The organism is Caballeronia sp. Sq4a, assembly GCF_023170545.1.
Lineage (GTDB): Bacteria > Pseudomonadota > Gammaproteobacteria > Burkholderiales > Burkholderiaceae > Caballeronia.
On the sequence record NZ_CP084252.1, the window covers coordinates 393,266 to 419,155 of the forward strand.

A 25,890-nucleotide genomic window follows, 5' to 3' on the forward strand; every position below is an offset into this window, starting at 1 on the left:
CGGTCGGTACAATCGACAACGGCGGGGCGCGACAGGCCGTGATCGCATCGGCGCGTTTAAACGGAACCTCCCTGTCCGATGCGCCAGACCATTTAGTCAGCTCGTCCTGCTAGTCCTCTCTTCCCGAAATCGGGGGTCGACTACCGGTGATGGGATCGTCGGATCATAGCTCTTGGCGGGCAAGGTGACGCGCAGCGCTGCCGCGGTCTGCTATAAGTCGATATACGCAACCGTTTCAGCGCCTGAAAAGAGCCAGCGCGAGCCACATGTCATCGCTAGCGATCAAGTAAGCGTGCTGTGAGCGGGTCCGCGGCAGTCTGCGACCGCATCAACGATTGCCTTTCGGCCCTCGCAACGGATTAAAGCAGAGCGACTCCTGCAAAGCGGGCAATAGCGTCGCATGGAAAACGTCTGTACTCCTAGCGATTGCATGATCGGTGTATCCGCCGTTGCAACGCGCTGGATGATCCCCAACCTATCGCAGGAACACGCCCCGGAGGGCAAATGTATCCTCTACTGGAGTTTCTTTCGACACTTCCGCAGTTCCACGCAGATCGTGCTCGGAGCGAAGTGGTCCACATTGGCACCGGGTGCACTTTGTCGCGTAGGGTCAGCTGCGGACCCGAGGTCGATCCAGTACTTCTCGCTCGGTGGCCGGGGCAGCCGCTAGGCGATGCCTGCATTATTGACGGACTCGACGCTGTGAACTTCTATATGCGTGAAGCGCGTACCATGGGCGCCGAGATCGGCCTGCTGAACCGAGCGATCGGTGTACTCGACCGATCGATGGGCGGTGAGACGCTTTTTTCGAAATCGATCTACGTTTCGCCGGCGCGTGCGACCGACGATGGCAGTTGAGGGTCGGCGCTATCGACGTCATATGCGTCGCTCGCGCTCGTGCCCCGTGGCAATGACCACACTGGACTGCATCCGTGATAGGCCCGTGCAGCAAAGCCTGTAAGAAGGCGTGCGAGAAGTGCGCCGCGGACAGTCGTGTATATATTTCAGGCAACTCGCGGCTATGCTCGTCGAGTGGGAACACACCCTGGGGATTGACATGGCGACAGAAGAAAACGTACTTGCTACCTTTGAGCAGTTCAACGTTGAGGGAAGAGACTACGTCACGTTGAATGACGCATGCAACGGACTGGCGCAGTGGCTGGCGTCGGCCTGGGATCGTCTAGAGGAAGGAGACGCCCAAGTTCTGGTGGCCGTCGGCGCCACGTTGTGGCGAGAGGGCTATTCCCAGAGGTAGCTTCCGTAGTCGTTGGGCAGTTGCGACGACGACCACGAAGGCAAGGCCTGGCCTGCGGATGCCCACATGGCGAAATCGTGCCCGTTCCGCAAGCCTCTTACCGCGCTATCTCGGCCCTCCTGCAGCTTTAAGATGCAGCGCCGCCTCGGAAAGGCAGTGAGTTTGTGCGTCCGTCGTCATGGTGAGCCGAACCGCTCAAGGACTGTTGTCGGAAGGTAGCTGCCGGCGCCGGGAGAAACGACTACCTTGGTGTTCCGTGAGTGTCATCAGAATGTCGGCGTACCATGCATTGTTTAGGCCGAGCGTCTCGTCGACTTGGAAGTCGCGACTGCCGATGTCAATGGTGGACGAGTGAACGCCAAGAAGCGTCCATGGCAAGCTCTCACCCATCGCCGACCCTTCCTTTAACGGTTTGCTCATCACCACAGGTGCGCCGCTTACCCCTCGATGCGTTCGCGCATCCGTAATGAAGCATCCGGGGAACGTCTACCGGTACAGTCGAGCAGGCGCCTGCGATCGGGAAGGCAAGTCGGCTGAGCAGTCGGAGCAGCGCATCTTGCTGGGGCGTTGCGTCGTTGGCGGAAAGAAAGGCCGACAGGGACAAATCTGATGAGCACCCCCCCGAAGCGGTGCTGGGAACGTGCCGAACGAAGGGATGATCGTTGGCTGCGGCAACCAACAGCCAGCGATCGCCATTCGGGCTTACATACAGTTCGACAAGGTTAGCGTTCATTGATTGGCCAATGCAACGTAGGTTATGTGGATCGACGTGAAGCTCGATGTCGAGGCTATCGGGGAAGTGCTTGCTAGATTCGTCGTTGACCACATGACGGCTTGTGACGAGAAAGAGGCGCTCGTCACGGGCAAAGAAGAATGCGCTTGCATTGGTGAGATGCTGTGCGCTGGCGAAAGTCCTCACACGGGCCGCCGTGAGAAGCAAGTCATCTCCGGTCGGTCGGTGTAGTGTTGGAGGGCGTGCAACCCGATCAATCCGTCAGTACTACCGAATCTGCTTTGCACACAGTCTTACTTTGGCGCCTGAACGGCGCGAGGGCTCACTCATGACAGTCAGTTTCCGCTTATATCGTGGGCTGGAAATCTATCCGCTCGTCTTTCCACGCCAATCGACCTTGTCCGGTCACGGTCACAACTATGAGGACGGATTCGATGCCGCCGTGCGTATCAAAGAGCCAGAAACGGAAGACGGTCAGGCGCGCAGTTCCGTGTTAAGGCTGCCCGCCCAAAACGGGTATCAGAGCGCGGGCGATGCACGGCGCGCCTGCACAGCGTATGCAGAGGAAGTGATCGACACTTGCTCAATGAGCCGCGCGTTTTTCGGCGAGCAAACGAACCATCGCGTGCGGGAAGCAGCGACCCAGCACGATGCAACGACCGAAGCGCGCCCGCCCTCCAAACAGGTCGATAGAAAAGTTGAACATCATGCAAACGAGTCCGACGAGCTTTCGCATTGACCCGACGCCCCGAAGGGCAGACGGAGAATACATGGCGCACGCACGCATCAGCGGTAACGCCGCGGACGGCAGCCTGACCGACGTGTTTATTAGCGGTGACCTCGGGGGCTTCGACCTTCGCGCAGATGCCGTCGAATTTGCCACGAAGTGGGCGCAAGAGTGGCTTGCAACACGCTTCGGTTGATGCGTGCGGCCCCGTCGCTGCTCGCGCGCGCGAGATCCGTCCGGGTGGTCAAGAAGCATGCACGAAATCAATAGTTGCGGTCCTGAAGATTTCGGTACCTAGATATTTGTGTACGCGTGGTGGCGCATGCATGACTATCCGAAGGTTGCTTAGACCGTCCGATGCTGACTCATGTTAGTCTCCGAAGACAAAAGGGAGGCTTTCATGCACCGAACGATCCCATACCGCGGCTTCGAGATTCAGATCGAACTGACTTCTGCTGCTGACGAGAACACCTTTGACGTGACCTTTCAGATAAGAGGCGCGACGAACCTCGAAGTGCTCGGTGCGCGGGGAGGCCGCATCCCGTTGCGCAACGGTCCTTTTACTGAGCGTTGGGCCTATCTGGTAGCCGAAATTGCCGGCCAAGCCGCAATCGACGTGTTACTCGGTCCCGTCGATTGACTGCATGTTTGTTTCCCGACCCACTACACTCAGTAATTGTTGGCGTACGTCGCCTTCCGGCGTACGGTTGGATTGACGATCAGCCGCGTACGCAAACAAACGCGGTCAGCCCCGATTTTTTAAACCGGCAAGAAAGCGTCCTTCCAAGATTGTGCTCGGCAGCACAGTAGGCAACTATTTTTTGCCGAGAGCATGAGCCCAGCAGTTGGAAGCATCGCTTGTTGCCTTCTGCCGCAATGCATCTGCGAATACCTGAATCAACAGCACCTGCAATGAGGGAACCACGGAGGATCCGGGATCCATGAAACTTCGCGTCGGATACGAACTGTCGTACGAATGCCTGCAGCCTACCCCGATGATGCTGATGCTGAATACGCATTTTTCGCATGCCAAAGATGTAGTGGTGGCCGATCTCCTCGTCACAGATCCGTCGGTGCCGATAAGGCAATATCGTGATTTGTTCGGCAACCTATGCAGTCGAATCGTGGCACCTGTCGGACGTGTGGCATTGAGCACCACAGCGCTGTTGAATGTGTCAGATTCTATGGAGACGCGGCCCATCGAGGGGTGGGCCCATCCGGTTGAGCAGTTGCCCGACGATACGCTGACTTTTCTATTGGGCAGCCGCTATTGCGAGACCGATCTACTGGTCGAGATCGCGTGGCAAATTTTCGGTCAGTGCACGCCGGGCCGCGACACTGCTCTGGCAGTCTGCGACTTCGTGCACGAACACATCGAATTTGATTCCGGCTATGCGCGGCCGACCAAAACTGCGTGGGACGTGTACCGCGAACGCAAAGGCGTCTGTCGCGACTTCGCGCACCTGGGCGTCACCCTATGCCGGGCAATGAATATCCCGGCGCGCTATTGTACGGGCTATATCAGCGATGTCGGCTTGCCGCCCGTTACCGCGCCGATGGATTTTGCGGGATGGTTTGAAGCTTACGTGGGCGGTAGCTGGCAGACGTTCGATCCGCGAAACAACGCGCCGCGTATTGGACGTGTTTTGATGGCATACGGGCGCGATGCCGCCGATGTCGCAATCAGCAATGCATTCGGGGCCGCCGTGCTAACGCACTTCAAGGTGCACTGCGACCAGGAATGACCGGGCCACGCCCCTCCGACACTAAGCCGGCGCGGTAATATACGGATAAGATGCGTCGCGCTGCAATGTGCAGTTTGAAGCGAACGGTCTGTTGCGCGGAGCTGAGCGTTGTGGCGCGACGCGTGAGACTGTCCAAAGCATTGACGTCTTTCCAGCGGCCGCTTTGGAGAAGGCTGAGTGCCCGTTGCGGGTCGGAAATCCGACTCACTGACTGCAATCTGCTGACCGGCCGATCTGGGACGCACCTTGACCATTTCCGAAAGCGCAGAATCGATCTCCCTTCATTGAAGAGGAGGTTATCATGGAAACGCTTAATTCCTCCAACGCACACTGGGTGCCTTGGAACAAGGGAAGGCTGACCGGTCAGAAGCCGCCATTGAAGCTCCGTGAGATCTGGGCGATTCGGACGAGGCTCCAGATGTCGTCCAACACTCGCGAGTTGGCGCTGTTCAACTTGGCAATCGACAGCAAGCTTCGAGCGTGCGATCTGACGCGACTGCAAGTGCAGGACGTCTTCGTCGGAGGTCATGTCCTAGCTCGCGCGACTTTCATGCAGCAAAAGACGCATAGACCAGTGCAGTTTGAGATCACGGAGCAGACTCGTCAAAGCGTCTCTGCCTGGATATCAACGCGGGGATTGAAGCCTGCCGATTATTTGTTTCCGAGTCGGCTGCATGCTTCGGCACATGTATCGACGCGCCAGTATGCGCGCATCGTTCATCGTTGGATCGCGTCGATCGGACTCGATGACAGTGCTTATGGTACGCACACCATGCGTCGTACGAAAGCGTCGTTGATCTATCGACGCACCAAGAATCTGCGCGCTGTCCAATTGCTTTTGGGCCACACAAAAATTGAGAGCACCGTGCGATACCTCGGGATCGAAGTGGACGATGCGCTCGAGATGGCTGAACAGACGGAGATTTGATAGCCGGCCGGCGAGCGTGCGCTTGTCGGGCCAGGAGGCGACGCTCGCCAGGAGATATCAGCGGACGAGCGCCAGTCTGAATAACCTCTTCGAAGTTCGCCAATTCTCGGTCGCTGAGAATCGAAATGTCTCCTTGTCACGGTTTCTCCCCCACCGCTTCGCTGTCCGAATGTCTAATTATCGGCATAGTCGGGCCGGAAAGCCGCCATGCACGTGCTCGCGAGTCGTTTTCGCTCACATGTGCCTATTTACCAGTCATTCGACGTCGACAGAGCAGCGGGCTTCTTAAACTGTCTTTTCGTGGCCCAGAAAGTGCGCACAATGACTACCTCCTTGTGTTTCGCTACCGATGGAATTCGCCATGTCGCGCTTGATTAAGGTTGGAAATCATGAGTACCACGTCGTGGTACACCCGCTGGTTGCGGGCGGCTTCGCCTTCACCGTTGTCGACATAGACCTGACAGGACCCAAAATCACCGAGGCTCGCCACGACAGCGCAGTTATGTTCCCTACCGAAGAAGACGCGTACAGCCGCGGTTCAGCCTACGCACGTCGGCGCGCTCGGCTCTATAGACGTTGACTTGTCGCAGCAGCGGTGCGGCGCAAACCAGTGAACCTCGCGGGTAAGTGCTTCAGTAGTTCGCATGGCTATAAAGGACGTTCCTTCATGACTGCACCACCTCAACTACCTGTGCTGCGCTTGGATGGAGATATCTTCTTCAAGCAGCGAATTGTCAACAAGACGTTTCGAATTCAAGTCACACACGAGTGCTTGATCGACATTTTTGGATCGGACGGCTCAGTAGAAGGGGACAACAAAGCGTTGCACGTCAATCACCAAAGGATCGTTTCGATCGCAACCCGGAAGGTGATGACAGGCACAATTTCGCCGGTTAAAGTCCTCCGTGACGACTTCAGGACGTTCTCTACGGTCGGCGGCGATAGGGGCCATCGACCGAGGTAGGCGTTGCCCTTTTGAAGAGCTTCGCGTTCTGTCTAGCGACAGCTTCGCGGTTCGGTGCGAGTGGCATTGTCGCGGGCGACCGTTGAAGCCTCGGAAGCAGCCGTTCAAATGGCTACGGTCCAGCGGCTGCAACGGGTCGGGTGCCGAAGTTCGGGCCGCGGCCGCCGTCGTTGTACGGTGGTCGTCGAGCGCGATCTTCGGCAACCGGCCAGTTCCAGTCGTTCGCTGCGGGCCTTGCACGGTCATTCGTGCGGCGGATTGCCATAGGTAAGAGACATTCAGAAGGTCGAGCATCGAGCGGCTCCGAAAGGGACGATCCGCTAAACACCTATGGCGGACTGCAGACGTGGTTAACGCATCAATAGATGCAGGTTCAGCCGGGCGTGCTTAAGCGTTTCTTCAGGTTTCGTCGATGGGCCCCGTGCGCGGCTGGGCACATCCTGACGGCTAGGCGCGCGAAGTCACAGTCAATCGCAGGCTTCTTCTGCACGCCGACGTCCGCGGCTGGTTTCTCACAGCTGCGCCCAAATCCGGAAACCGGAGTAAACCGAAATGAAAATGACCCAGGTTGTAGCGGTTGTCGCAGCGATGGTCGTCTCGTGCCACGTTTGGGCGCAAGACAGACCGTCGGACCAGCAGCCGCAATCAGCGCAGTCTGCAAAGGATATCGGCGGCGTCGCGGATACGTCCGTCACGAGCGCAGGTTCGCTTTCGTCCTCTATGCGAAGTCATTCCAGTCCTGGCGATTCGACCCAGTCCAGTGAAATGCGTATGCGGTCCGACACGTTTCGCCATCACTGAACGGTCGCAGCGGAAGTCAGTGGCCGATGCGCCGTTCGACATTGCGGAAACGCCCCATCGAGCGGAAGCGACTGAACCACGCGTTCGTACGAAGCTCGCAAAGCCGGGGTGAGCGTTCCGCGAGCGCGACTTCAAGCCAGTGGAACATCTCGTCCGGCCTGTCGAGTCGGGCGTAGATCTCGGCGAGCAGGAAAGGCGAGGTGTAGCGCCGTCGTCGTCTTGCCATCAGATCTTGCAGGTACCATTCGAGAACTTTTTTATAGCCGCCCGAACACCACACTGTCCGAATCGCCTCTGCACGGGCAAATTCGTTGCAGCGCGTGAGCGCGTCGATGGTTGCGTCTATCGCTTCCTCGAAATGCTCCTCGACCTCAAAAGCGGTCGCCAGCAATTGATAAATGAGCGGCGATCTCGGGCCGGGCCCCGCGTTGAGACATTCGCGAATCACTTCCTCATACTGGCCCGACTGCACGAGCCCGAAGACGCGCGAACCTTCAAATCCGAGGGGATCGACTCTTTCTGCGAGTTCAAATTGGGCTCGTCCTTCCGCCTCCCGGCCGAGCACGAGCAACAGTCGCGCATAGAGGCGGCTGGTTTCGGCGTGGCTCGGATTCAGGCGCAGCGCCGCGAGAAACTCCTCTTCCGCGCGACGCCAGTCCCAGTCGTAGAAGTAATGGACGCCCGCGAGGGCCTGATGCGCCTCGGGAAGGCTTGGGTCCAGTTCCAATGCGCGCAGTGCCGCTTCGCGCGCTCTCGGATAGCCCTGCGACGGCGCGTAGAAGCCATGCGTCGCCGTGGAGCCGTAGATGTTCGACAACCCCACGTAGCCCAGTGCATAGGTGGGGTCGAGATCGAGGGCGGTCTCGAAGTAGCTGTGGGCGCGGATGAAATCCTCGTCATTCAGCGCGTGATGTGCGGCGAAGCCGGCATCGAAATGCACGCGGCGCGTCCAGTAGTAGCGCCCGCGCAGATACGCGTCGTGTGCGGCCGGATCGATCGGCAGCCGCCGTGACAACCTGTGTTGCTGCCGCTCGGCGAGGGCGGGCGAGACTTCTCGCGCGAGCGCCGCGCCCACTTCCTTTTGAATTTCGAGCGCGCCTTTCGCCATTGGCTCGTGCGCGCAGCTCAGGAGCTGCACCTGATCGAAGGAGCGAATCAGTTGCGCGAGAATGCGAACCCGTCCGCCTTCGCGCATTAGGGAACCTTCCAGCACATAGTCGACATCGAGCTCGTGGGCGATTTGGGCGATGGTCTTGTTGGCTCGCTGATAACGCGCAGCCGTGGTGCGTGCGATCACCAGGATCCGCTGTGGATCGAGCATGCCGACATTCGCGGAGGTCTCGTCAGCGAGCGCGACGCAAAAGCTGTCAAGGCCGATATCGTCGCTATTGTTCTCGAACGGCAAAACCAGAACGCGGATCGGTGCAGAGGGCGTACCAGGCGCGGCTTGAGAGGCCGGCTCCGCGGCCACTGTTCGAATGCCTTCCAGGCGGTACCCCTTGCCCTTGACTGTAATTAGATAGCGCGGGACATCGGGGTCTTCGTCGAGTGCGACGCGGATCTTACGGATGGCCGTGTTGATGCTGGTGTCGGTCTCCCGGTATGCATTCGCGCCCCACAGCGCCCGCACGATGTCCGCGCGGGTGACGAGTTGCCCATTGCGCGATGCCATCAAGATCAGCAGCTCCATGGGCAGACGTTCGAGCTTGACCGGTTCGCCGCGGCGTCGCAACTCGTAGCGGCTCGTGTCCAGCTCGACGTCTTCCATATTCGCAGGGCCAGGCGTGTTCATGGGCGCTCTCTCAGAGGCGATCGTATGTTCACATCCGTTGCGCTGGCCGGCCGGGCGTTGCGCGCTATCCCGAACGATGCGGCGAAAGACAGCAGCGCGCACGCCACCAGAACGAGCGCGGGTGAAGCGCGCAGTCGTGCATCCAGGAAATGCGCGGCGAGGGGTGTCAGCCCGAGCGCCAAAGTGAGCCCGAGATTCATCGCGGTGGCGACGCCGCTGAACCGGACGTCGAGCGGAAACGACTCGGCGATTGCGCAAGCGTAAGTGCCGTTCGCCAGTGATGCAACAACCCCGGCCATTACATATAACGCGGCCAGGCTGCACAAACGATTCGTCACCGCGATGAAAAAGATGGGCGCGAAGAGTGCGGAGAAAACTGTGCCGAGTCTGAACATAAAACGGCGGGACACGCGGTCGCCGAGATGCGATGTAACGAGGATGCACGCCGCGACGACGATGAGATATCTGATCTGCGCGTCGATGATCTGGGCCTGCTCATAGTGGAATCCGCGCAGATAGGACGGCAGATAACCGATCAAGATGCCGCTCGACGCACCGACCAGAAGGCACGCGCCGGTGCCCGTCACCAGGCGCATGGAGTGTCGACGGCAGAGCATGCTGAAGGGCGCACGATGGCGCGCGCAGACGGCGCGCGCGTACTCGTCGGTTTCGGCGAGACGCCTGCGTATCGCGAAGCTCAAAAGACCGATCATGCCGCCGATGAGAAAGCCGAGCCGCCAGCCGTACTCGTCCATCTGGACTGGAGTGAACGATCTTTGCACAACGAGATTGACGCAGGTCGCGAGGAGCAGGGCGAGGTTGACGGCGAAGAACACGATGCCGCACAGGAACCCCGGTCGGGCGCGGGCGGTTTCCACCGCATAGACGACGGCACCGGGGAGTTCTCCACCAAGACACAATCCCTGAATCACACGCAGCAGCACGAGAAGCACGGGCGCGGCGATGCCCCAGTCGGAATATGTAGGAAGCGCTCCAATGAAGAAGGTCGCCACGGACGCAATCATCGCGGACGACAGGAATGCAATGCGCCGGCCATACAGATCGCCCAGGCGGCCAAACAAGATGCCGCCGATAGGTCGCGACAGATAGCCGATGGCAAGCACCATGAAAGACGGCATTTCGCCGGATGTGCCCGCGTGCAGGGAGAAAAATGCAGCGCCAATGTTGGGGGCGAAGAAACCATAGATCACGAAATCGAAGACTTCGAGTGCGCCACCTGTGCTCGCCACCAGTACCGTCCAGCGTTGGCGGGCAGTCATGGCCGCCGTGGGTCGTGAACGGTTGTTTGGTTTTTTTGACACGAGGCGCCTCCGTGAATGCCGGCGATCCGTTTCGATAAAGAGTAGGGCAGTTTCGTTACTTGCGAAGCGTTCAAAGCGCTCGCGATTCATGATTTCTTTACGTCGTCTCCATTGTTCGCCGCCCGCAGCCGCCGCATTATCGAGGAATGGCGACGACAAAGGGGACTCAGATGAAACACCAATTCTGGAGTGGTTGCACCGCCTTGGCGGGCGCTTTGTTGCTTTTCGGTGGCACCGCACATGCCGATGAACATCAGTGCTCGAACGCTACCCTGCGAGGCACCTACGCCTTCGCCGCTCACGGTTCACTCATCGGCATCATCGTTGGCGGAACGATCTATCCTTACGCGAGTCCGCAGCTGATCGACGGTGTAGCCGTACAGACGTTCGATGGCACAGGGTCGTTCACCCGTCGAGACTTCCTGATGAACACCGGCATGGCGCGGCCCGGCGCGGTCAATTCCGCCGGTTTTGCAACAGGCCAGACCGGCACGTATCAGGTGAATGCCGACTGCACGGGCTCCATGCATATCGAGTTTCCGGGAGCGCCGCAGGCGGGAGCGATACTCGATGTGCAGATTGTGGTCGAGCGCGACGGTCGCCTCGTCAGAGGGGTGCTTAGCCGCGAGCAGGTGCCCAGCTCGATGCCATCCGGGAACGGCACGCCGTGCGGCTCACCATGCCTGCTGGCGCCGCAGATCAGTTTAGAAGGCACCCGCGGAGACTACGAAGGACGGAGATGAGGCTAGCTCATCCGGACGCTGCGGGTAGTTATACTCATTTTCATTGCGAGAACGCCCCAACTTGTTGCTTCCAATCGTACTACTGACCGCATATTGCGTCGGGCACCGCCCGCTTGCCAACGTCGCATGGCATCGTCGGGAACTGGAGGATCGGGGCACGTGAACGATCTGGCCGCTACGGGATCGCGTCACGCGCCCTGAGTGAAGGGTCAGTCCAATGCCGGGCCCCGGTGATGCGGGATCGCAGCTATAGCTTGACCTGTTCGCGGAATCGGCGATGCCGACACGAAAACCGGATCGTGCGCAGCAAAGCAGTAGTTCGAGGCAAGATGTCAGGTCGAGCGGCACGATGGCGCCGGTCGAGCGCGGATATGGATAGAATCGGCGCTAAGAACTGACGATCCGAAGCGCTTGTCGAGTGAAACTTAAAGGTCCGCTCCTTCTCGCAAGTGGCCGTTGATGGCCTGCAGACGTGAGCGTCACTTGCGGGTCGGGAGTACGCACCGCCGACTGGCCGCTTCCGGGAGCTCAATCCCTCTGGCCGCTGTCCAGCCATTAGTTCGAAGCGAGGACTGACGCAGCCCGACCACAAGAGACGTCCTAAACCGCGGAAAACGGGCCTTTACACTGAGTGCGGGGCGTACTTGCAGCCCCCCAACTACCGCTGCCTTCGCAAGCCGCTCTGTTGAGCGTTCTTACCGCCACAGCACAGGGCGGCATCGAGCCTCCCGGTATCTGAACAGATGCCTTCTCTAGCGAAATGCGGCAACGTGACGGCGATGTGGCCGAAGGCATCCGCACTATGCGGCCTTCGCCTAAAAAGACGAGATGCCCCCGGGTGAGAGTCGGGGGCATCTCAGTGAGATGGAAGCGATTGACGTTGGCGTCAGCGATTCACAACCTTTCTCGGCATCGTCAGAACGACGGCCGCTGCAGCGATCAACGACGCTGCCACGCAGTACAGACCCACATCGGTGCTGTGCGTCATGTCCTTGATCCAGCCGACCAGATACGGACTGACGAAGCCTGCAAGATTGCCGACCGAATTGATCAGTGCGATGCCCGCCGCTGCCGCCACGCCGCCGAGGAACGCCGGAGGAATCGCCCAGAACTGACACAGCGCGCCGAGAATGCCTGCAGCGAATCTCCCCCGGTACGTATCCGTCACCGGATGTGGAGTGACGCCTCGATCCAGCGGTTAGGGCGCACGCAATGCAATGACGGGTAGCTCCTGCACGGTCGTACCTGGTGCCGCGAGTGCCGATTCGATGCGGTGTTGCGCGAACGGATCGGCGGCATCGATGTAGCGCATCGCGGAACGCACGTCGTTCCAGCCAACGTACTGCATCAGCATCTTCAGATCCCAGCCGTTCGAGTTGGCCCACGTTGCGAAGCCCCGCCGTAGCAAATGGCTGCTGTAGCTGTCCGGCGCGGCCAGGCTTGCCGCCTGGAAAAGCGCACGCAACAGCGGCACGAAGCTGCCCGCATGCAGTCCCTCGTCGCTGATGTTTCCCCTGCGGTCTATGCTCCGGAACACGGGGCCTTCCGTCAGGCCGGACACCGCAATCCACGCCTCGCAGGCCGCCAGCCACCGGACACAGGCGTGAAAGTGCCGGGGCCTTGAAGGTCGTGCCCAACTGCGCGCGGTCCCCTTTCGTGCGCGCCAGGTACAACGTCATGCCGCGGCCCGCCTCGACGGCTACGTGCTCGATTCGCAGCCGGCTGAGTTCGTCCGAGCGAAAACCGCGCCAGAAACCCAGCAGCACCAGCGCCCGGTTGCGAATGCACGCGAGGCGCTCGCGCCCGTCGGCTTCCCTGGCGATCTGCTGATCGACCCAGGCCGTGAGCTTTTCGAGCTGCGCGAGCTGCATGGGTTTCGCCCGCTTCTCGGTTGCGGGATGCAGCGCGACGATGCCTCTGAGGACCTTGCGCACGTGCGGTGCCTTCGTCGGATCCGGAAAACCCTGCGTCTGATGCCATTGCGCGAGCGCTGCAAGCCGCGAGCGCAGGGTATTGATAGACAGGGATTCTGCGTGATCGGCAAGGTACCGCGCGATCATGTCAGCGCTCGCTGGCAGAAAGCCGCCCCATTCGACCTCGAAATGCCGGAGTGCCGACTGGTAACTGCGCCGGGCTGTGTTTTCGCGCGTCGCGGCTTCGACGTAGCGATCGATGGCAGACATGGCTCGTGGGTAAAATCAGGTGATCTGTATCGGAGACGATGATATGCAACAACGAACGTGTGCGCCAGCTGGCGTGCTCAATGAGAGCCAGGGTTTCGGCCGGTGAAGCAATGAACGAAGGAAGGGTGTTACAGGCAGACTGGGAAAACTTCACGCGCGAGGAGCTGCTCGCGGAGCTCACCCGCCTGCAGGCCGAAATCGCGCGGCTCACCGCCTTGCTGCCGGCAACGCTGCAGGCGCAGGCAAAGCCCGTGCGGGTGACCCGGAACGAACCATCGCCAGCAGTGCGAAACACGGGCGCCCTCGTACTTTCGCCCGAGCAGAAGGTACAGCTCTTCCGGCGGCTGTTTCGCGGCCGCACGGATGTCTATCCGCTACGCTGGGAAAGCCGCAATTCCGGAAAATCCGGCTACGCGCCGGCGTGCGCCAACGAATGGCGCGCCGGGATCTGCGAAAAGCCCCGCATCCGGTGTGCCGACTGCGGGCATCGTGTACTGCTGACGCTGGACGACCAGGTCGTCTATACGCACCTGGCCGGCGATCGCACAGTGGGCATCTATCCACTAATGCCGGACGGCACCTGCTACCTGCTCGCTTGTCGACTTCGACGAGGAAGGCTGGCGTGAAGATGCGCAGGCATTCCGGCAATCCTGCCTCGAGATGGACGTGCCCGTATCGCTCGAAATCTCGCGTTCAGGCAACGGCGCTCACGCGTGGATCTTCTTCTCGTCGGCCGTTGCTGCACGTGACGCGCGACGGATGGGCTCAGCCATCATCAGCCACACCTGTACCCGGACCCGTCAGCTCGAACTGACGTCCTATGACCGGCTCTTCCCGAACCAGGATGTGCTGCCCAAAGGCGGCTTCGGTAACCTCATTGCCCTGCCGCTGCAGAAGCACCCGCGCGAGCATGGTTGGAGCGTGTTTGTCGATGACGGCTTTCAGCCGTACGCTGATCAGTGGTCGTATCTCGCGTCCGTGCAAACCATGGACAGCCGCGACATCGAGGGGGTGATCTTTCGCGCCACGGGCGGTGCGCACCCGCTAGACGTCGCGTTCATCGCCGAAGAGGACCAGGCCGAACCGTGGAAGCCAGCACCCCCGCAGCTGAAGCGGCTGGCCGGAACGATGCCGGCGTCGCTCACGCTGACGCTCGCGAACCAGCTTTATCTTGAAAAGGCGCAGCTTCCGCAGGCGCTGCTCAACCGGCTCATCCGGCTGGCCGCCTTCCAGAATCCGGAGTTCTACCGGGCCCAGGCGCGCGGCTTCAGCGTATGGGACAAGCCACGCATCGTTGGGCGCGCCGAGAACTGCCCGCGCCACATTGCATTGCCGCGCGGATGCCTTGACGACGTCATGATGCTACTGCGCGACAACGACATCGCCTGCGACGTCCGCGACGAGCGCTGCACCGGCCAGCCGCTTGCAGTTCCGTTTGCCGGCACGTTGCGCGATGACCAGCAAGCGGCCGTCACCGACCTGCTGCGACACGACACCGGCATCCTGCATGCGCCGACGGCGTTCGGCAAGACCGTGACGGCGGCCGCGATGATCGCGCAGCGAGGCGTCAACACGCTCGTGCTTGTGCACCGCCGGGAGCTGCTTGACCAGTGGCGCGAGCGCCTGCAGTCGTTTCTCGCACTCGACGCGCGCGAGATCGGCACGATCGGCGGCGGCAAGTCGAAGGCGACGGGCCGGATCGATGTCGCGATGCTGCAATCCGTGGCACCCGATGGTGCTCGCGGCGAGCTGTTGCGGCGTTACGGCCATGTCATCGTCGATGAATGCCATCACATCTCCGCGGATTCCTTCGAGGCCGTGCTAAAGGGCGTCAATGCACGCTACGTGCTCGGCCTGACGGCGACGCCGGTGCGGCGCGACAGCCAGCAACCGGTGATGTTCATGCTGTGTGGACCGATCCGGCATGCGGCGAAATCGCCCGCTGGCGCGCCGCAGGTGCTTGAGGTCTTCCCGCAAAGGCTCACCTCCGCAGTGGACGTCGCGGCCGACGCGCCAATCCAGGCGGTGTTCGCTCAGCTCGCGCAGGACACCCCGCGCACGCAGATGATCGCGGCGGCTGTACGTGAACAGTACGGGCAAGGGCGGAACGTGCTGGTACTCACCGAACGGACGGACCATGTCGAAAGCCTGCAGCAGATGCTGCAAGACACGGTACAACCGCTGTTCGTGCTGCACGGTCGCCTCGGCCGGAAAGCGCGGGTGGCACAGCTGGCTGCCCTTGACGCGCTGGCCGGTGACACGCCCCGCGTGGTGCTGGCGACTGGCAGGCTCGTAGGTGAAGGCTTCGACCATCCGGCGCTGGACACGCTGGTGCTGGCCATGCCGGTTGCGTGGAGGGGCACGCTGCAGCAGTACGCCGGCCGGCTGCACCGCGAGCATGCGGGCAAGACCGGCGTACGGGTGATCGATTATGTGGATGGCGGCCATCCGGTGTTGCAGCGCATGTGGGAGAAACGCCAGCGCGGCTACCGGGCAATGGGCTATCAGGTCCGCACGCCCGGAGAAGATATCCAGCTCCAGTTGGCCTGAAACCGGTGGTGAATTCGTATTCCGTATCGTTTCTTGCTGTTTGCTGTCACCGGCACGTTAGTCGTCGCGCATTGCAGACTGAAGACCAAGATGCTCGACGAACGGATCGAAATCCCGGTCGCTGAAGAGCAGCGGCGCACCGTTTTCAATGCACCACGTCGCGATCAGCGTATCGATGGTTTTGCGGACCGTTACGCCCTGCGCTCGCAAGATGCGGTAATTGCGGGCCGCCTGAATGGCGTTATCCGGCCCCACCAGCGAGACGACATCGAATCGCGTCGTCATCAGCTGCCGGGCAGTATTGAACGCCGACTCGGCGGCAAATCCCTGTAGCACCTCGGCGACGATCAGGTCGCCGGTGACCAGCACCTCCCGGCCCAGCAGGGCATCCAGTCGGCTGGCTTGGGGTGAAGCCAGCCCCCGGAAGTAGTCGATCCACACGCTCGAATCGACGAGTATCACTGGTCGCGCCTCATGGCATCCAGGTCGCCTTCCCACGGTAATTTGCCGCGGAACTGGCGCATCTGCTCCTGCTGCTTGAGCCGGATGATCGTTTTCAAGCCAAGCTCGACCGCTTCACGTTTGGTCCGGATGCCCGTTGCGGCAAGCGCTTCGGCCATCAACCGGTCGTCGATCTCGATATTGGTACGCATGGCGCGCCTTGTAAATGTGTATAAACCAATTGAATTATACACATCAAAACGCTTGTGGTCCACGCTCCGGGTTGCGACATCCCAATTTGACCAGCAATCCCCCGGATATCGTCAATTTCCATATTTCGTACCGGTTGTGCGGCGGACAAGCCGGATTCGGACCATCACACTGGATGATCCTCCTTTATCGCAGGCCAGTAATGCCCACATCAGGCCGCTCTTGACCGCGTGCAGTGATACGTACGTACATGGTAGGTAATACAGTACGATATTCGAGCGAGGAAGCAGATGGCCCGCACGCACCGGTCTTACGCCCATGGACGTAGAGCGCGCCCGCGAGGCGTTGCTCGCGCAGGGGCAGCACACATCGATCGACGCGATACGTATCGCGCTTGGCAACACGGGCTCGAAAACCACGATCCACCGGTACCTGAAGGAACTGGAGGAAGATGAGGGCGCGTCACTCACACGCGCCGGGTCGCTCTCGGACGCGATCCAGGATCTGGTGGCCCGGCTCGCGGCCCGCCTGCATGAAGAAGCAGACGCCCTCGTCGACCAGCAGGCCGCCGCTGCGGCCGCGCAGCGCCAGCAGGCGCAGTCCGAAATCGCAAGGCTCGGCGTTGAGCTGGCCACGGTGCGGGAGCAACTCTCTGGCGCGATCGCCGCCCTATCGGCGGAGCAGGAGGCGCACGCCGGGACTCGCGTGGCGCTGCATCAGCGCGACCGGGACGTCGAGCGGCTCACCCAGCAGGTACGCGACCAGACCGAGCGCCTTGCCGAGCAGGAAGGCTTCCGCCTGTCGCTTGAGGCCAAGCTCGTGCATGCGCGATTCCCTTGAGCACTTCCGTACGGCCGCGCGCGAGCAGCGCGAACAGGAAGCGCACCGACATGAGCAGCAGGTCCAGCAGGTGCAGGCTGAGCTACGCCAGGCGAACCAGACGGCCATCGTCCGGCAGAACGAGATCACACAGCTGAACCGGGACAACGCGCGGCTCGTCGCAGAAGCGACGGCCACGACCAGGCTCGCACGCGATCAGCAGGCACATGGCGAGGCGCTGCAGTCCGCCCTCAATCGTGCGCTCACCGAGCGGGCGCGCGCCGAGGCCGAGCGCGACGCAGCGCACTCGGCAGCCGATGCGCGGGCAGCCGAGCTGCTCCAGGTACGCGAGGCTCGCGACTCGCTCCGGGCGGACCTCACGAAGCTGGCCGCGCCAGCTCGAAGCACAGCAGCAGCTCATGGTGGACTACCGGACGCGGCTGGGCGGCGCAAGCCCGTCGACCCGGCCGGCCTCGTTGAACTGCTCGATCGGCTGAACGGCGAGAAACCGAATATTTTCAGTATCGACGACGAGGTCGCCGCCGCAACGAAACGGGCAGCGCGGCCTGCGGCGAACGCGAACGCGAATGGCTGCGCTCGCGCTATCCGCCGTGGCGTCGAACTGATGGGCGAACAGCACCATCGCCTGGACGCCATTCGCAAGACAGGCGCCGACGCTCGAGACGCCCTTATCCTTTACGAGAGTCTGGCCGCGAGCGTGTTGACCCTCGTGCGTTTATGCGGCGCCATCCGCGATGGGCGAGGCACGAGTCGTTGATGTGGCGCGAAGCAGAGCATGTCCACGCGCGGGCGTTACACGCACACGCTGGCCCACACGGGGAAGCGTCACCGTTTGAGGCACTTCGACCTCCCCTGAAGAAGCCGGGCGATGCGGCAATGCAATCGTAGACATATACGTTCAGGCGGAGCCAAACCGCCGCGGTTCTTGTTTCGGCTGCGCGCCCATTAAGCGTTAGAGTTAGCTTTCGTGTGCATCAATGCTCCTCCATGCAAGCGGTCCTAAGGGCCGTTACGCTCCGTGACGGGCATCGCACCGCGCCGCTTCGACGTGCAGAAACGGGTCGGCGTGGGCCGATCACATCGGGTCAGGTCCGGCAGTTCGGGCGAGGGTCGCCGCAGACGAACGACGCTGAAACTTCGAATTTCGGCAACCGGCCAGTCTCGGCCGTTCGTGAACACTTCTGCGTAGACAGCCCAACGTCTCATGCTCGTCGGACACCGGTCATTCTCGCCGAAGTGAAACGGACGGACTTTGGAATAGGAACCCGCAGAGGCGCAGCTACGCCAGCCTAGTGATGACGAGGCGCGATTCGAGCAGCGGATGCGAGATCAGGAAGAGGTCATCTTCGATCTTCGGACAGATGACCAGGATACTTCGATGGCCCTCTAGAGGCTTTGATCAAACTGGTCGACATGAGGAGACTCCTTTCCCTCCTGCCACAAAGCATCGGAGAGTCGAGTTCCCCGGATGGCAGCGCATATCGACGCCAGGGAGATTTCCTGCGGCTGGCGCTAAAGTTAATCGGGAGCAAGCGACGCCGGCGCCGATGCAGGAGCTCGAGTGCTTTCTGGGCGACACTGTTCGGTCATCGGTGCACCTGCGCGGCAAGCGGACGATCAGCGAATTGCTTCGGTATCCCCGTAACGCGTGTTATTGTTTCGCGTCGTCCGAAACACGTCCTTCGGAATCCGCGCGGTTCCGTGCAACAACGCGACCGACCTTATGTAGAGCGGCGCGTGTCTATGCAGCACATCGCACGTCGGCCTTGTGCTTACCCCTGCAGTCAGGCGTGACCCAAAGCGGATTTCGACTTGACAGACCGTCAAAATGAAGAAAATGTTGATTAGGCTGAAAAGTAATGTTCCAGGGCTCGACGACGTCTTAGGCGGTGGGCTCGTGGCCGGTTCCTCGTACATCATCCAAGGGCAGCCGGGGTCCGGTAAGACGATACTAGCGAACCAGATAGCGTTCTCGCACATGAAGCAGGGCCAGAGGGTCCTGTATGTCACTCTGCTCGCCGAGTCGCATGAACGGTTATTCCAGTCGCTATCCACGCTGGAATTCTTTGAAGCCGGTCATATTGGAGCAGAAGCCAGCTATATCAGCCTGCTGAAAGTCTTTCGCGAAAAAGGCCTGCAAGCTCTAGTCGACGCGCTCCGTTTGGAATTGAAACGCCAGAGCGCATCGCTCTTGATTCTTGATGGCCTATTGAACGCTCGCGAACGTTCGTCGGATGCCCTTGATGTCAAGTCATTTGTCGCTGAACTGCAAGGGCACGCATCGTTTACCGGCTGCACGGTCCTTTTTCTGACAAGCGCCGACGCGGAGAACGCAAGCCCGGAACACACCATGGTTGATGGCGTGATTCAATTGCGCGAGGAGCTGTTCGGTTCACGCACGGTTCGTCGGCTGCGAGTGGCTAAATCGAGGGGGAGTGCGTCTCTCGGGGGTTTGCATGCGTACGAGATCGCTGATCGGGGCGTTACTGTCTACCCGCGCCTCGAGGCTCTTCTGGCCCTCCCGTCCAAGATGGGGGGTGTAGCAGCCAGGCGGGTAACAACGGGGGTGGCCGATTTCGACGAGCGGATCCAAGGCGGCCTGCCGGCCGATTCCGTGACATTGATCACGGGCCCGGCAGGCAGCGGAAAAACCACCTTCGGGTTGAACTTCCTGCAAGCCAGTACTGTGCAAGAGCCAGCGCTGCATTTTGGCTTCTATGAGACGCCAGAAAGGCTCAAGGCAAAAGCGTCGGCGTTAGGGATAGAGCTACAGCCGTTGGTCGAGGCCGGTGCGGTCCACGTCATGTGGACGCCGCTCACGGAAAACATTCTGGACAAGCTCGCTAGCCAGCTCCTGGAGGCGATTCATAAGCATGGCATCAAGCGCTTGTTTATCGACGGAATGGGCGGATTCCAAAGTGCGGCAGTCGTTCCCGACCGACTCATCGAGTTCTTTGCCGCTCTGACGAATCAGCTGAGAGCCATCGAAGTTACAACCGTCTGCACTTGGGAAACGCGTCAGATGCTCGGTGCCGCAATGACCAACCCGTCCCCCAGGCTGATCAGTATGCTTGACGGCCTGATAAGCATGCATCATGCGTTGGACGGGTCGACGGTTCGTCGCGGCATGGTAGTGGTCAAGCTCCGCGATAGCACATTCGATCCGTCGATAGCGGAAATTGAAATCTCGACGGGCGGCATCCGTATTGTAGGTCAGATGTCTCCCACCGCCTCCTCTCCGTCAGCGCGTCTTGCACTGAACAGCGACGACGCAGCAGCAGAATAACGAGAGGCGAGGAGAATGACCACAATTGTCGTCGTCGATGATGAAACTACTATTACTGACTTCCTATGCTACCTGTTAAAGGAAGAAGGCTTCGACGTATTTGCGGCAAGTGATGGCAGGGCAGCTCTGGAACTGATCCAATCGACCAAGCCTGATCTCATCGTGACTGACTTCATGATGCCAATCATGTCGGGATTAGACCTAGCACGCGCTTTGAAGTCGGATAACGCGTTTTCGAAAGTTCCTATCATCCTTGCGACGGCTGCTCAGGGTGCGATTGCGCGATCAAACGCAACCTTGTTCGCTGCGATTTTGGATAAGCCGTATCCTCTGGACGAGCTTCTACGCCTAATCAAGGAGTTATCATCAAGTCAATGAAGGCGATCGAATCTGAGGTGACGACCGCAGCGACTTTTTGTGATGCGATGCGCAGTTTGCGCCTTGCTTTTGAGCCCCGGGAATGGATGCAGGGACGCTAGGCTTGGCCGACTAGTTCAAGCACCGAAGTGGCCAGCTTCCTGCCTCGCGGCCCTGCGTTATGCGAGTGGCAGCGTTGGGTCCGCTGCTGCTAGGGGCTCGAATTCGTCGGGGGCGCGCTTTCGGTACCGATATATCGACGTGGCACACGAAGATTTCCTGCCAATTTCAGAAAGAATGTCGTCGATAATTGCTTTGGCGAGGCGGTCGAGAGCTCGATGCGGCTGTCGCATTTGATTCAGCGATCGGGCGACGGCGAAGCATGTCTGGTGCAGCACATCGTGCGCCATTACAGGCTCCAAGCCGTCGATGAAGAGAGCTACTTCCGCGCACATCACTCCAGCAGGTTCGTTCCGATCCTGACTCGACAGACGTTGGCGCAGATTGTCGAGCGTCGTTAGTTTATCGCGCAGTCGCTCCTCTGCGTCTCGCTCGGAGTGCATTCCCATTCCGGTACCTAGCAGGCAAGTAGGATGGTGCAGCAAGTGAAGTGCCACTTCCCGTCGACCAGACCCGTCGGTCGAATCCTGTTGGCCACGACCCGCTCGAGGTGAGCAGAAAGCCTGCTTAAACCAGCGCTTACAAATAACCCAAATGGGAACGTACGCGCGCGACCGCAGCCGTTGTTGCGTCAGCGCCTACGAGCTTCCTTGCCCGCTGTGGAATGTCGAGCGTCCTGCAATCCGAATGTGATCAACGCACCGTCGACACGTTGCTCAGGGTCCAAGGGTCTTCAACAAGCGCCGCTCTCTTTCAAGCTCTTCCTCAATCTGGCGCCGATGGTCCATAAACGAGCAGAGGACATCCCGCATGATGGACAGAAGCTTTTCTCCTTGCGACGAATCTTGGCCGCGTTCCTGCTGTTCGGTAACGCGTTTTTCCTGCAGGGCGATTCGCTGCAGCGCTTCGCTGATATGGCGATCCGCAAGCACTAGCGCGGATTCTTCCCTCGCCAGCAGAGTCATGGTGACCTCATGTCTGAAGTCGCAGCAGGGTATCGATACGGCGACTATCTGAGCATACACCCAGAAACAGAGGACAGCGGCCGGCGTTGCGTATCCGAAGAGTATCTGAGCCAAACCGTCACAGAAGTCCACAGTCGCGTGCAAACGTTATCCGTTCTTACACGGGCAGGTAGTATGTAGTTCGACGCCGGAGGCCGATACAGGTTACCTGCTCGGCCAAGGTAGCGTCTTCGTTTGCAAACTGCCTTTGTCGTCTAACAACTCGCAGCGGGTGTCCAGCGGACCCGCGAAACTTGGCGAATCGACTGATGACTGATCTCCTTTCGGCACCGGTCATTGATATGATGCAGCAGCGAACGGCCGAGTAGGGTCGTGAAGGGAAATTCCCGGACTGCATGCAATGCCTATCGCCGGTATTTTTTCGACAGAACGCCAGCGGCGCTTCTCTGGTTGGTCAAAACCCTCTAGACGCTCCACGTTATTACTGGGCTTAAACATAGGATCAAACTGCATACGCAGATCTCCCGCGTCCAACTCTCGGACAAGACCGTACGCGTTCTTACTGGGCGCATGAAGCAGATCCGCGAGCTGCAGTGATTGCTGGGAAAAAAGACGGCGGAGGTGGTGGAAATCCTTCGGGAAGCAGTGGAGTGTGGTCGAGCAAAAATCGTCGACCGGCGCAAGATGCCCGCCGTCGAGACGATATGGCGCTTGTCGCTGGACTTCATGGGCTATTAGGCGGTGTGCCGACTGCGTGGTATAGCTCTGCGTGCCTGGCCGTCACTTTGCCGTAGCCGGCAGTACCCGACCCACGAAAAAGTAAGCAGTGAGCGCGAAAGCGACGCTCTTTGTCCCTATCGCCTAGTAAGCTCAGCACCCGGTGCAGCGAAAAAGGAAGGACCCGATGCGCATTATTTCGAGATTCCACGATCATTACGACGGTTCGTCTCGATGGGATGAAAGCGAATGCGTGTACAACCGCGAGTTTCGCGAAACGCAGTTTGCGCCGGGAGGCCTGCCGCAGCCCTGGGCGGAACTTGTTGACCACGAACTTTCGACGTTAGAGCGGCTTCCGCTATTGGGAGAGGCTGAGTCCTTGCGCTCGTTCTTCGTCATGGTCGCTGGCGACATCTACCCCGCCTTACAGATGCTCCAGTGGCGGCGTACGCTCAAAGGCGAATTAACAACTAGCTTAGAGTCGTTCTACGACGCCGGTAGCGCGCTGGCAGCGATTCGTGCACACCCGGATCCCGTCCTACGCGGTGGCCCAATGGCCATCTGGACAATTGTTTTGACCGGTCGTTGACGATCGTTTTGGCCGGTGGTGAGGAGTCGAAGGGCGGCGCAGTCGCCGTAGACGATGAGAACCGGCGGCGCCGGTTGATTGCGGCGGTGGCGAGCACGATAGACCCGAAGAGGATGGCATGTCTCCCCTGCCAGATGCAGTATTCGAACAAGCCGTGTACATCACCTCCACACGTAAGCTCAATCTTTAACTGACCGCTCTGGTTTGGAGGAAGGTGACATGCTTCAGGACGAACGGCGCGCGGCGCTGTCTGCGGTACCCGTAATCGAGCGCGCGGGCCGCGCGTATTACGTCCGTATGGCTGACATTCCGCCGCCGTGGGAGGCAGCGTTTCGCGCGGCGCTGCGCGGCTCGGCCTGCCCCGCGATCGACGGTGAAGGCGAATGCGCGTATGCGTGGGATTGGCACGACTGGCTGAACGGGAGCTTCCCGCGCCAACCGTTGAAAATATGCGCCCGGGAGGGCGTGATGGTAGACACAGATAAAGGGAGGTCCGCTCATGCGTCTTTTCGTTGATACCGAGTTCACTGATTTCATCGACTGCGATCTGATTTCGATTGCGCTCGTTGCCGAGGATGGCCGGGAATTCTATGGAGAGCGCTCCGACTACGACGATTCGACCTGTACTGCGTTCGTGCGCGAGGCAGTGATACCGCAACTCGGGCAGCATCCGGGTCGGGTCTTCACGCGCGATGGGTTGCGCGCCGATCTGCTCGCCTAGCTAGCGCTGTTCGACGGCGAGCAAGAGCGCATGCTGTGCTTCGACTATGCAGTCGGCGACGTGCCGGCTGGCTGGTTGGCCTGTCACATCGGCAAAGCGCTGCGCCCGGAACGCGCCGAAATGTACTTTCGCGAGCATGGCGGCCGGCATCACGCACTGCACGATGTGCGAGCAAATCGATACGCGATGCCGGATTGACCTACATGGCCCGGATTGATGCAGATACCGAATGGGCGGTCTGTTCGCCAATTTATGGCGTTCATCGCTGACCGTTACGATGCGGCTGGTGCAATCTTTTTAGAAGCGGTGCTCGCGGCACGCATCGTCCTGGTAGCGACGCGGACGTTGCGGTGCTGTTGCGAGGAGAACATCAGCGCTTTCTAGAGACGAAGCTCGATATGGCGGACGTTGCTTTGGATGTAATGCTGGATACCGGCATCCGCATTTCTCCGCTGCCAATCTGGGTCGATGAGTGGGAGCACCCCGAGAACTATTCGAATCCCGCTTTGCTCCGAAACATCGATCGTGAGGGCGTCCGGCTGTGAGCAATTCGAAATCGACCAAGGCTCTCATGGCGGGACCCAGCTAGACCATGAGAGGCGCTGCAGGCTCGACATTCTTCGCCCCACCTCCCCGACATCGCGACGGTTGACGCACGCCGCGCGAAATCGTGCTTTCGCCACGTCTGCGCGGCGCGTATCCTTGTATCAACGGGGCAAGGAGAGAGCGATGGACTTCGCCAAGATGATTGAATACATGCGGAGCGCGGAATTCAAAGAGCGCTTTGAAGCGGCCGTAGCGGCAGATGATCGCGACTTCGGGGATTGCGCCGAAGAGGTCGCTGACGAAACGCGCGAAGCCCTTGATGGCGTCGCGTTCAGGCCGCTCGATGAAGAACTCTCATCAGCGACAGCCGTTCTCAACGAGATCCGCGCTAGCGGTCGGCACCAAGCGCTTTGCACGGAGTTAGACGAAGTGTCGCGGTTCCTATCTGGTTCGCTTCAGGTATATGCGGCGACGATCGCAACGGCCACCGCGCTGCTGCTTGCAAAGACCGCGATGCCAGGCGAGGAAGCCAAGTTTCCGGCCGAAGTTCACAGGAAGTTCGCGCCAGTACGCGCATTACCTGTCTTGGTCGAATTGGCGTCTTGCCTGATCGACGGCGAGCTAGCTAGTCGCGACTCAATACGCGACCAAGCCATCATTGACGATGCGCTGTTCAGCCGGCGCATCCGCGCAATTCGGCAGGTTATCGATGGAATCGATGTGAGGCAGCTATGACGGAAGATGAGCGGATCATGAGTGAAGAGACTGCGAAATGCCCGTTAACGCAGGCAAAGCGGGCGCGGCAGAAGCGCAGCCGCGAACTGGTGGAAAGCGGGCAATGCACGCCCGAATCGATGTTTCTCATCGCGCCCGAGATCGCTCGCACGCTTGTTTTGACGCGGCGCACGGACGACTTTTGATCGAGGCAACGAACGATGACGGGAGACGAAGGCCGATCGATGACAGATGCCGAGGCAGAAGAGGCCGAGAAATGTCCTTTGATGCAGGCGAAGCGGGCAAGGCAGAACCAGAATCGTGATGATGTGCGGGCCGGACGCCGGACGCCGGAATCGATGACCTTCGATCCCGAAGAGGCGCGAAGAACTTTCGTTCTCAAACGGCGATCAGGGGACTACTGAGCCGAGCAACAAACGATGAAAAACGAAGACCATGCAATGACGGCCGCCGAGGCCGATCCGCTATTGCAAACAAAGCGCGAGCGGCAAAAACAGGATCGTGATGATGTGCGGAGCGGCCGACACACACAGGCATCGTTATTGTTCGATGCTGATGACGTTCGTAGAAATTGGGTGATCAAACGCCGATCGCAAAATTATTGAGCCCTTTCGTCAGAT

General features: G+C 60.0%; 29 protein-coding genes and 3 pseudogenes. 24 read left to right on the forward strand and 8 right to left on the reverse strand.

Annotation, left to right across the window (positions count from 1 at the left end):
* Positions 1–702: 702 nt before the first annotated feature.
* Positions 703–858, forward strand: a complete 156-nt coding sequence (locus tag LDZ24_RS21360) for a hypothetical protein (protein WP_248324092.1) — start codon at positions 703–705, stop codon at positions 856–858.
* Between the two features lie 199 nt (positions 859–1,057).
* Entirely contained in the window at positions 1,058–1,255 is a 198-nt protein-coding gene (locus LDZ24_RS21365) for a hypothetical protein (protein WP_063786808.1), read from the forward strand.
* A gap of 382 nt (positions 1,256–1,637) precedes the next feature.
* On the opposite strand, the gene LDZ24_RS28170 is transcribed toward LDZ24_RS21365, so the two are convergent.
* Complete coding sequence (locus LDZ24_RS28170) at positions 1,638–2,195, reverse strand: hypothetical protein (RefSeq protein WP_371747485.1); 558 nt, start codon at positions 2,193–2,195, stop codon at positions 1,638–1,640.
* 121 nt (positions 2,196–2,316) lie between these two features.
* On the opposite strand from LDZ24_RS28170, the gene LDZ24_RS21380 reads away from it, so the two are divergent.
* From LDZ24_RS21380 to LDZ24_RS21400, 5 genes are all read left to right on the forward strand, one after another.
* Positions 2,317–2,727: a hypothetical protein gene (locus LDZ24_RS21380; protein ID WP_248324093.1), complete on the forward strand. Its 411-nt coding sequence runs from the start codon at positions 2,317–2,319 to the stop codon at positions 2,725–2,727.
* Positions 2,696–2,911 (forward strand): hypothetical protein, encoded by a 216-nt coding sequence (locus LDZ24_RS21385; protein WP_244818733.1) that lies wholly within the window; start codon positions 2,696–2,698, stop codon positions 2,909–2,911. The genes LDZ24_RS21380 and LDZ24_RS21385 overlap by 32 nt, the downstream gene beginning before the upstream one ends.
* 204 nt (positions 2,912–3,115) lie before the next feature.
* Positions 3,116–3,355, forward strand: a complete 240-nt coding sequence (locus LDZ24_RS21390; protein WP_248324094.1) for a hypothetical protein — start codon at positions 3,116–3,118, stop codon at positions 3,353–3,355.
* A gap of 301 nt (positions 3,356–3,656) precedes the next feature.
* Complete coding sequence (locus LDZ24_RS21395) at positions 3,657–4,460, forward strand: transglutaminase family protein (RefSeq protein WP_248324095.1); 804 nt, start codon at positions 3,657–3,659, stop codon at positions 4,458–4,460.
* Positions 4,461–4,761: 301 nt separating this feature from the next.
* On the forward strand, positions 4,762–5,388 hold the full coding sequence (locus LDZ24_RS21400; RefSeq protein ID WP_248324096.1) for a tyrosine-type recombinase/integrase: 627 nt from the start codon (positions 4,762–4,764) through the stop codon (positions 5,386–5,388).
* A 1,781-nt stretch (positions 5,389–7,169) separates the two neighbouring features.
* Here the strand turns inward: LDZ24_RS21400 and LDZ24_RS21405 are convergent.
* On the reverse strand, positions 7,170–8,945 hold the full coding sequence (locus tag LDZ24_RS21405; protein WP_248324097.1) for a winged helix-turn-helix domain-containing protein: 1,776 nt from the start codon (positions 8,943–8,945) through the stop codon (positions 7,170–7,172).
* On the reverse strand, positions 8,942–10,267 hold the full coding sequence (locus LDZ24_RS21410) for an MFS transporter (RefSeq protein WP_248324098.1): 1,326 nt from the start codon (positions 10,265–10,267) through the stop codon (positions 8,942–8,944). Before LDZ24_RS21410 ends, LDZ24_RS21405 begins: the two co-directional genes overlap by 4 nt.
* Before the next feature lie 170 nt (positions 10,268–10,437).
* Here LDZ24_RS21410 and LDZ24_RS21415 point away from each other — a divergent pair, with 170 nt between their 5' ends.
* Positions 10,438–11,010, forward strand: a complete 573-nt coding sequence (locus LDZ24_RS21415) for a hypothetical protein (protein ID WP_248324099.1) — start codon at positions 10,438–10,440, stop codon at positions 11,008–11,010.
* Positions 11,011–11,896: 886 nt separating this feature from the next.
* On the opposite strand, the pseudogene LDZ24_RS21420 reads toward LDZ24_RS21415, so the two are convergent.
* Positions 11,897–12,145 (reverse strand): annotated as a pseudogene (locus tag LDZ24_RS21420) (MFS transporter); the annotation flags it as partial.
* Positions 12,146–12,208: 63 nt separating this feature from the next.
* A complete protein-coding gene (locus LDZ24_RS21425; protein ID WP_248324100.1) occupies positions 12,209–12,571 on the reverse strand; it encodes a tyrosine-type recombinase/integrase in 363 nt (120 codons plus the stop codon).
* 142 nt (positions 12,572–12,713) lie between these two features.
* On the opposite strand from LDZ24_RS21425, the gene LDZ24_RS21430 reads away from it, so the two are divergent.
* The 4 genes and pseudogenes from LDZ24_RS21430 (at position 12,714) to LDZ24_RS28185 (ending at position 15,743) form a co-directional block, all read left to right on the forward strand.
* A complete protein-coding gene (locus LDZ24_RS21430; RefSeq protein ID WP_248324101.1) occupies positions 12,714–13,235 on the forward strand; it encodes a hypothetical protein in 522 nt (173 codons plus the stop codon).
* A 68-nt stretch (positions 13,236–13,303) separates the two neighbouring features.
* Positions 13,304–13,819, forward strand: coding sequence for a hypothetical protein (locus tag LDZ24_RS28175; RefSeq protein ID WP_350029459.1), 516 nt, complete (start codon positions 13,304–13,306; stop codon positions 13,817–13,819).
* Between the two features lie 28 nt (positions 13,820–13,847).
* Positions 13,848–15,008, forward strand: a pseudogene (locus LDZ24_RS28180) (DEAD/DEAH box helicase family protein); the annotation flags it as partial.
* 249 nt (positions 15,009–15,257) lie between these two features.
* Positions 15,258–15,743, forward strand: coding sequence for a DEAD/DEAH box helicase (locus tag LDZ24_RS28185; protein WP_371747496.1), 486 nt, complete (start codon positions 15,258–15,260; stop codon positions 15,741–15,743).
* A 57-nt stretch (positions 15,744–15,800) separates the two neighbouring features.
* On the opposite strand, the gene LDZ24_RS21440 is transcribed toward LDZ24_RS28185, so the two are convergent.
* Together LDZ24_RS21440 and LDZ24_RS21445 are read right to left on the reverse strand one after the other, a co-directional pair.
* Positions 15,801–16,184 (reverse strand): PIN domain nuclease, encoded by a 384-nt coding sequence (locus tag LDZ24_RS21440; RefSeq protein ID WP_248324102.1) that lies wholly within the window; start codon positions 16,182–16,184, stop codon positions 15,801–15,803.
* Positions 16,185–16,201: 17 nt separating this feature from the next.
* Positions 16,202–16,396, reverse strand: coding sequence for a type II toxin-antitoxin system VapB family antitoxin (locus LDZ24_RS21445; protein WP_248324103.1), 195 nt, complete (start codon positions 16,394–16,396; stop codon positions 16,202–16,204).
* Between the two features lie 316 nt (positions 16,397–16,712).
* Between LDZ24_RS21445 and LDZ24_RS21450 the strand changes: the two genes are divergently transcribed.
* The 4 genes from LDZ24_RS21450 (at position 16,713) to LDZ24_RS21465 (ending at position 20,898) form a co-directional block, all read left to right on the forward strand.
* Positions 16,713–17,234: a DNA-binding protein gene (locus LDZ24_RS21450; RefSeq protein ID WP_248324104.1), complete on the forward strand. Its 522-nt coding sequence runs from the start codon at positions 16,713–16,715 to the stop codon at positions 17,232–17,234.
* The gene (locus tag LDZ24_RS21455; RefSeq protein ID WP_248324105.1) at positions 17,218–17,991 is read left to right on the forward strand and encodes a hypothetical protein; all 774 of its coding nucleotides are present in this window, start codon (positions 17,218–17,220) and stop codon (positions 17,989–17,991) included. The genes LDZ24_RS21450 and LDZ24_RS21455 overlap by 17 nt, the downstream gene beginning before the upstream one ends.
* A gap of 1,071 nt (positions 17,992–19,062) precedes the next feature.
* Positions 19,063–20,520 (forward strand): ATPase domain-containing protein, encoded by a 1,458-nt coding sequence (locus LDZ24_RS21460; protein ID WP_248324106.1) that lies wholly within the window; start codon positions 19,063–19,065, stop codon positions 20,518–20,520.
* Between the two features lie 15 nt (positions 20,521–20,535).
* Positions 20,536–20,898: a response regulator gene (locus tag LDZ24_RS21465; protein WP_248324107.1), complete on the forward strand. Its 363-nt coding sequence runs from the start codon at positions 20,536–20,538 to the stop codon at positions 20,896–20,898.
* An 815-nt stretch (positions 20,899–21,713) separates the two neighbouring features.
* Here the strand turns inward: LDZ24_RS21465 and LDZ24_RS21470 are convergent.
* A complete protein-coding gene (locus LDZ24_RS21470) occupies positions 21,714–21,962 on the reverse strand; it encodes a hypothetical protein (RefSeq protein WP_248324108.1) in 249 nt (82 codons plus the stop codon).
* 904 nt (positions 21,963–22,866) lie between these two features.
* Between LDZ24_RS21470 and LDZ24_RS21475 the strand changes: the two genes are divergently transcribed.
* The 8 genes and pseudogenes from LDZ24_RS21475 to LDZ24_RS21510 all read left to right on the forward strand — a co-directional run bounded on the left by LDZ24_RS21475 (position 22,867) and on the right by LDZ24_RS21510 (position 25,875).
* On the forward strand, positions 22,867–23,268 hold the full coding sequence (locus LDZ24_RS21475) for a hypothetical protein (protein WP_248324109.1): 402 nt from the start codon (positions 22,867–22,869) through the stop codon (positions 23,266–23,268).
* 219 nt (positions 23,269–23,487) lie between these two features.
* The gene (locus LDZ24_RS21480) at positions 23,488–23,784 is read left to right on the forward strand and encodes a hypothetical protein (protein ID WP_248324110.1); all 297 of its coding nucleotides are present in this window, start codon (positions 23,488–23,490) and stop codon (positions 23,782–23,784) included.
* Positions 23,768–23,989, forward strand: a complete 222-nt coding sequence (locus tag LDZ24_RS21485) for a 3'-5' exoribonuclease (RefSeq protein ID WP_248324111.1) — start codon at positions 23,768–23,770, stop codon at positions 23,987–23,989. The genes LDZ24_RS21480 and LDZ24_RS21485 overlap by 17 nt, the downstream gene beginning before the upstream one ends.
* Positions 23,990–24,336: 347 nt before the next feature.
* Positions 24,337–24,534: pseudogene (locus LDZ24_RS28190) on the forward strand (nucleotidyltransferase domain-containing protein); the annotation flags it as partial.
* Positions 24,535–24,718: 184 nt separating this feature from the next.
* The gene (locus tag LDZ24_RS21495; RefSeq protein WP_248324112.1) at positions 24,719–25,270 is read left to right on the forward strand and encodes a hypothetical protein; all 552 of its coding nucleotides are present in this window, start codon (positions 24,719–24,721) and stop codon (positions 25,268–25,270) included.
* Complete coding sequence (locus LDZ24_RS21500) at positions 25,267–25,455, forward strand: hypothetical protein (protein ID WP_248324113.1); 189 nt, start codon at positions 25,267–25,269, stop codon at positions 25,453–25,455. The genes LDZ24_RS21495 and LDZ24_RS21500 overlap by 4 nt, the downstream gene beginning before the upstream one ends.
* A gap of 15 nt (positions 25,456–25,470) precedes the next feature.
* Positions 25,471–25,674, forward strand: coding sequence for a hypothetical protein (locus LDZ24_RS21505; protein ID WP_248324114.1), 204 nt, complete (start codon positions 25,471–25,473; stop codon positions 25,672–25,674).
* Between the two features lie 15 nt (positions 25,675–25,689).
* Positions 25,690–25,875 carry a hypothetical protein gene (locus tag LDZ24_RS21510; RefSeq protein ID WP_248324115.1) on the forward strand — a complete coding sequence of 62 codons (186 nt, stop codon included), beginning with the start codon at positions 25,690–25,692 and terminating at the stop codon, positions 25,873–25,875.
* Positions 25,876–25,890 lie beyond the last annotated feature (15 nt).

Bases quoted from the DNA above. Each gene is read 5' to 3' on its own strand.
- LDZ24_RS21465 (WP_248324107.1), top strand. From the start codon at position 20,536: ATGACCACAATTGTCGTCGTCGATGATGAAACTACTATTACTGACTTC.
- LDZ24_RS21510 (WP_248324115.1), top strand. From the start codon at position 25,690: ATGAAAAACGAAGACCATGCAATGACGGCCGCCGAGGCCGATCCGCTA.
- LDZ24_RS21485 (WP_248324111.1), top strand. From the start codon at position 23,768: ATGCGTCTTTTCGTTGATACCGAGTTCACTGATTTCATCGACTGCGAT.
- LDZ24_RS21405 (WP_248324097.1), bottom strand. From the start codon at position 8,945: ATGAACACGCCTGGCCCTGCGAATATGGAAGACGTCGAGCTGGACACG.
- LDZ24_RS21450 (WP_248324104.1), top strand. From the start codon at position 16,713: ATGGACGTAGAGCGCGCCCGCGAGGCGTTGCTCGCGCAGGGGCAGCAC.
- LDZ24_RS28175 (WP_350029459.1), top strand. From the start codon at position 13,304: ATGAACGAAGGAAGGGTGTTACAGGCAGACTGGGAAAACTTCACGCGC.
- LDZ24_RS21480 (WP_248324110.1), top strand. From the start codon at position 23,488: ATGCTTCAGGACGAACGGCGCGCGGCGCTGTCTGCGGTACCCGTAATC.
- LDZ24_RS21475 (WP_248324109.1), top strand. From the start codon at position 22,867: ATGCGCATTATTTCGAGATTCCACGATCATTACGACGGTTCGTCTCGA.
- LDZ24_RS21470 (WP_248324108.1), bottom strand. From the start codon at position 21,962: ATGACTCTGCTGGCGAGGGAAGAATCCGCGCTAGTGCTTGCGGATCGC.
- LDZ24_RS21505 (WP_248324114.1), top strand. From the start codon at position 25,471: ATGACGGGAGACGAAGGCCGATCGATGACAGATGCCGAGGCAGAAGAG.
- LDZ24_RS21500 (WP_248324113.1), top strand. From the start codon at position 25,267: ATGACGGAAGATGAGCGGATCATGAGTGAAGAGACTGCGAAATGCCCG.
- LDZ24_RS21415 (WP_248324099.1), top strand. From the start codon at position 10,438: ATGAAACACCAATTCTGGAGTGGTTGCACCGCCTTGGCGGGCGCTTTG.
- LDZ24_RS21495 (WP_248324112.1), top strand. From the start codon at position 24,719: ATGGACTTCGCCAAGATGATTGAATACATGCGGAGCGCGGAATTCAAA.
- LDZ24_RS21455 (WP_248324105.1), top strand. From the start codon at position 17,218: ATGCGCGATTCCCTTGAGCACTTCCGTACGGCCGCGCGCGAGCAGCGC.
- LDZ24_RS21460 (WP_248324106.1), top strand. From the start codon at position 19,063: ATGAAGAAAATGTTGATTAGGCTGAAAAGTAATGTTCCAGGGCTCGAC.
- LDZ24_RS21385 (WP_244818733.1), top strand. From the start codon at position 2,696: ATGCAAACGAGTCCGACGAGCTTTCGCATTGACCCGACGCCCCGAAGG.
- LDZ24_RS21390 (WP_248324094.1), top strand. From the start codon at position 3,116: ATGCACCGAACGATCCCATACCGCGGCTTCGAGATTCAGATCGAACTG.
- LDZ24_RS21380 (WP_248324093.1), top strand. From the start codon at position 2,317: ATGACAGTCAGTTTCCGCTTATATCGTGGGCTGGAAATCTATCCGCTC.
- LDZ24_RS21445 (WP_248324103.1), bottom strand. From the start codon at position 16,396: ATGCGTACCAATATCGAGATCGACGACCGGTTGATGGCCGAAGCGCTT.
- LDZ24_RS21400 (WP_248324096.1), top strand. From the start codon at position 4,762: ATGGAAACGCTTAATTCCTCCAACGCACACTGGGTGCCTTGGAACAAG.
- LDZ24_RS21365 (WP_063786808.1), top strand. From the start codon at position 1,058: ATGGCGACAGAAGAAAACGTACTTGCTACCTTTGAGCAGTTCAACGTT.
- LDZ24_RS21395 (WP_248324095.1), top strand. From the start codon at position 3,657: ATGAAACTTCGCGTCGGATACGAACTGTCGTACGAATGCCTGCAGCCT.
- LDZ24_RS28185 (WP_371747496.1), top strand. From the start codon at position 15,258: ATGATCGCGGCGGCTGTACGTGAACAGTACGGGCAAGGGCGGAACGTG.